General features: G+C 69.8%; 2 protein-coding genes. One reads left to right on the top strand and one right to left on the bottom strand.

The features are described 5' to 3' along the window. Window positions 1-213: 213 nt before the first annotated feature. Entirely contained in the window at window positions 214-2,577 is a 2,364-nt protein-coding gene (locus ACFWPJ_RS26875; protein WP_378855385.1) for an Hsp70 family protein, read from the bottom strand. A gap of 525 nt (window positions 2,578-3,102) precedes the next feature. Between ACFWPJ_RS26875 and ACFWPJ_RS26870 the strand changes: the two genes are divergently transcribed. Next, on the top strand, window positions 3,103-3,864 hold the full coding sequence (locus ACFWPJ_RS26870; protein ID WP_378855383.1) for an SDR family NAD(P)-dependent oxidoreductase: 762 nt from the start codon (window positions 3,103-3,105) through the stop codon (window positions 3,862-3,864). The last annotated feature ends 88 nt before the right edge of the window (window positions 3,865-3,952 follow it).

The raw sequence follows: 3,952 nt of genomic DNA, 5'->3' as shown, positions 1-3,952 counted from the left end.
CGTCAACGATACGAAGGCAAGCGGCTGCCACTTTGCCGGAAAGATGTTCCAGCTGTATGGGACTGGCCACCCAGCGTCGGGAACCGTCCCTCCGCGTCCGCCACCGCCTGCCCGGCATAGCAATGGGCAGCCGCCGGTCGACCCACCCCACATCGGTACGAACGCGAGCGGCTGCTGTTCGCCGGGCGGTGTTCCGTTGAATGGGTTGGCCACTCAGCGACGGGAACCACCGCCGCCACCACCACCGCCACCGCTGGCGCCACCGCCACCGCTGGCGCCGCCGCCCATGGAGCCACCGGACGACGCGCCACCGGAAGAGGCGCCACCCGAGGATGCTTTTCCGCCGGAGGATGCTTTTCCGCCGGAGTCGCTGCCGGATGCACCGCCACCCGGGGCACCACCACCAGAAGCGCCGCCACCCGACGCACCACCGCCGGAAGCGCCACCACCGGAAGCGCCACCGTTCGAAGCACCGCCGCCTGAGGCGCCACCGCCGGAAGCACGACCGCCCGAGTCACTTCCGCCGGAAGCACCGCCACCGGAATGACCACCACCCGAGGCTCCGCCGCCAGATGCGCCGCCCCCCGAGGCTCCGCCACCGGAAGCACCACCACCCGAGTCGCCACCACCGGAAGCACCACCACCCGAGTCGCCACCACCGGAAGCACCACCACCCGAGTCGCCACCACCGGAAGCACCACCACCCGAGTCGCCACCGCCAGAGGCACCACCAGCGGAAGCACCGCCACCGGAGGCACCACCTGAGGCACCACCGCCGGAAGCACCGCTGTCCGAGCCACCGCTGGATTCGCCACCGCTGGTCTCACCGCCCGACGCGCCGCCCGTGGCGCCGCCGGACGCACCGCCTGCGGAGGTCTCGGTGCCACCCGTTGTTCCACCACTCGGAGCGCCGCCGTCGGTCGAGCCGGGGTCGGTTGTTCCGCCGGGCGAGGTACCCCCGGGGGTCGTGCCGCTGGTGTCGGTGCCGCCGGTCGTGCCGGACGGGGCTGTGCCCGTGCCGATTCCGCCGACGGATCCCGAGGTATCGGTGGAGGGTGCTGTCGTGCCGCCCGTTGGTGTGGTGGGGGCGGGCGCCGTGCCGGGAGTGGTGGAATCGGGTTCGGTGGGTGTGCCCGGCGTGGGGATCGAAGGGGTGCCCGAACCGGGTGTGGTGATCGGTCCCGGGAGGCCGGGGGTGCCCGGGTTGGCCGGGACGTTCTGGGAGGGAGCGCCGAGGTGGAAGGGCAGGGGGTTGATGAAGCGGGCTGGGTCGCCGTAGGTGGTCCTGGCCAGTGGTGAGCGACAGTCGTCGCGGGTGTCCTGGTGGCCGGGGCCGCCGCGCTCGCCGCCGGTGCGGGTCTTGTCGCGGCCTGCGGTCGCGGGGGCGACGATCATTTCGTAGGCGGTCTGCGCGGCGGCGACGGCGCTTGCGACGCGGACCCGGCCGGTGAGCGGGTCGACGCCGCCGAGCAGCCCGGAGTTCTGGGCGGCGACGAGGTCGGCGCTCATGTCGTAGAGCAGCGCTTCGGCGGGGGCGCCGAGGGCGGGGAAACGGTCGAGGACCGGGGTCAGGCCTGGGTCGAAGGGGCTGCCGAACACCGTCATCGCCGACATGGCGAGCGCGGACACGACTGCGGCGCTGGAGAACACGGCGACATGCGGCGCCGAGGGACCACCCTGCTGCACCGGGGCGAATGTGCGGGCCGCCAAGGCTGCCGCGCCGGAGGCGACCACCTGGCCGGGGTCGGCGACGGTGACCAGCGGGACGCCGAGTTCGGCGAGCGTGCGCGCGACCTCGGGCGGACGCGAAGCCCCGCCGACGACCAGGATGCGCGAGAGATCGGCCAGGCGCAGGCCAGCGGCGGCCACGCTCTTGCTGACCAGCGGGAAGGTGTCGCGGATGTGCTCGGACCGCAGCGCATCGATGTTCACCATCGAGGTGAGCGTCTGCGAGGCGCGGCTCGACCGGGGCGAACCGGCGTAGCGGGCGACCATCTCACCCAGCGGCTTGCCACCGAAATCGGTGGAGCGCACCGGAGTTCCGACCATCGGGTGGTGTGGCCAGTCCGGTCCGACGCGCAGGACGGTGAGGTCGAGACTGTTCGCACCAAGGTCGTAGACGAGGACGAAACCCGCCGCCAACGGCCCTTGGTCGGCCTCGAGCCATTCCGCGGCGGCGACCGGTTCCGGCGCGAGCAGCACCTGCCCGGCGCCGGCCAGGTGCAGCGCCTGCCCGAGCAGTCCGACCTGTTTGTCGGAATACACTGCCGGATAGGTCAATACGGCACCGGCGGCCGGCTCGGCCAGCTCGATGAGCCCGGTGACGACCGCGGCGATCAGGTTGGTCGCCGAGTAGAACCGGCCACCGATCACCATCGGCTCCGGCTCGCGGCCCAGGTCCGCGAAATCCGTCACCGCCGAGGCGAATTCGTTGATCGCTCCGATGCGGGGCCGACCCGCTTCGTCGAAGGTGAGTGCGGTACGCCGTGCGCGCACCGCCGGTTTGGCCGGATCATCGGCTACTACCGCCGTAATCGCATTGACCGTACCGATGCTTAAGCCCAGACCTCTGGTCATGTATTTGCTATCCCGTCAACGCACCGTGACCACGTCCAGCACGCGAGCGCACCATGTGGCCGCGGTCGTCTTCCAAACAGCTCGCACAGATTAACCGGCGCAAAGCCGAATTGCTGCCTGATTGATACGAAACACGTGCCCTTTGGCCCTTGTTGGATGATTTTCGCAGGTGAACAGGTATGCGGACGACCGTCCAGTCCCCTGAACTATTCCGAATCGGCTGACAGACTCCGAGATCCAGCTACTCGCGAGTAATCGACTTGAGCCCCTAGTGAATACATTCTTGCGGTCTGTTATGGCCGCCAACTAATGCACTTACCGACTGGTAATCAATTCAATTACTGCCTATCGGATTTCCAATATCGCTCCACTGCAGTGCTGCATATCGAAGTACACGACGAAACCTATGACGCGTCAACGTCATGGCTGATACCCGCCAGCACGGCCCCGCCCGCCACTGTTGACTCGAAGCACGGAGAGACACCGAGTCGAGCTCCGAATATCAAGGGAGAGAAGGGAATATCTATGTCCACTCGTTTCGCCGACCAGGTCGTCCTCGTCACCGGCGCCGGTTCCGGCATCGGCAAGGCGGTCGCGCAGCGGGTCGCGTCCGAGGGCGCCGCCGTGGTCCTCGGTTCTCGTGGCAAGGATCAGGGCGAGCAGGTCGCCGAGGAGATCCGCGCGGCCGGCGGACGCGCGCTGTTCGTTCCCACCGACGTCACGGTCGACGCCGACGTCGAACGCCTCACCCAGGCCGCGCTCACCGAGTACGGCAGGCTCGACGCGGCGTTCAACAACGCGGGCGCGGTCACCGCGTTCGGCCCGGTCGCCGAGATCGACGACGCGGCCTGGCGCACCGAGCTCGACCTGAACCTGACCGGGGTGTTCCACGGGCTGCGGCACCAGGTGCCCGCGATCATGGCCTCCGGCGGCGGCGCGATCCTGAACAACGCGTCCAATCTCGGGGTCGTCGGCATGGCGTCGGTGGCGCCGTATGTGGCGGCCAAGCACGGGGTCGTCGGGCTCACCAGGGCAACAGCGCTGGAGACCGCGGCATCCGGCGTCCGGGTCAACGCGCTCGTCTCCGGCGCGGTCGACACTCCGGCGTTCCGCGCCTCGATGGGGGCCACCCCGGAAGGCGAGGCCGCGATCGCGGCGCTGCACCCGATCGGGCGGATCGCACAGCCCGCGGAGATCGCGGCACTGTGCGCGTTCCTGCTCAGTGCCGAGGCGTCCTTCGTCACCGGAGCCGCGGTCACCGTGGACGGCGGCTTCACCGCGCAGTGAACGACGAAGGCCCGCTACGTCGCATGGGGCCGCCGTGGGGGGGGGTTGGGGTTGGGGGTGGTCCGCGCGGTCAGTGGGTGGGGCGGCG

It is taken from the genome of Nocardia sp. NPDC058497, assembly GCF_042720195.1.
Lineage (GTDB): Bacteria > Actinomycetota > Actinomycetes > Mycobacteriales > Mycobacteriaceae > Nocardia.
Note: the sequence above shows the minus strand (reverse complement) of the source record. Positions and strands in the feature narration are given on the sequence as shown.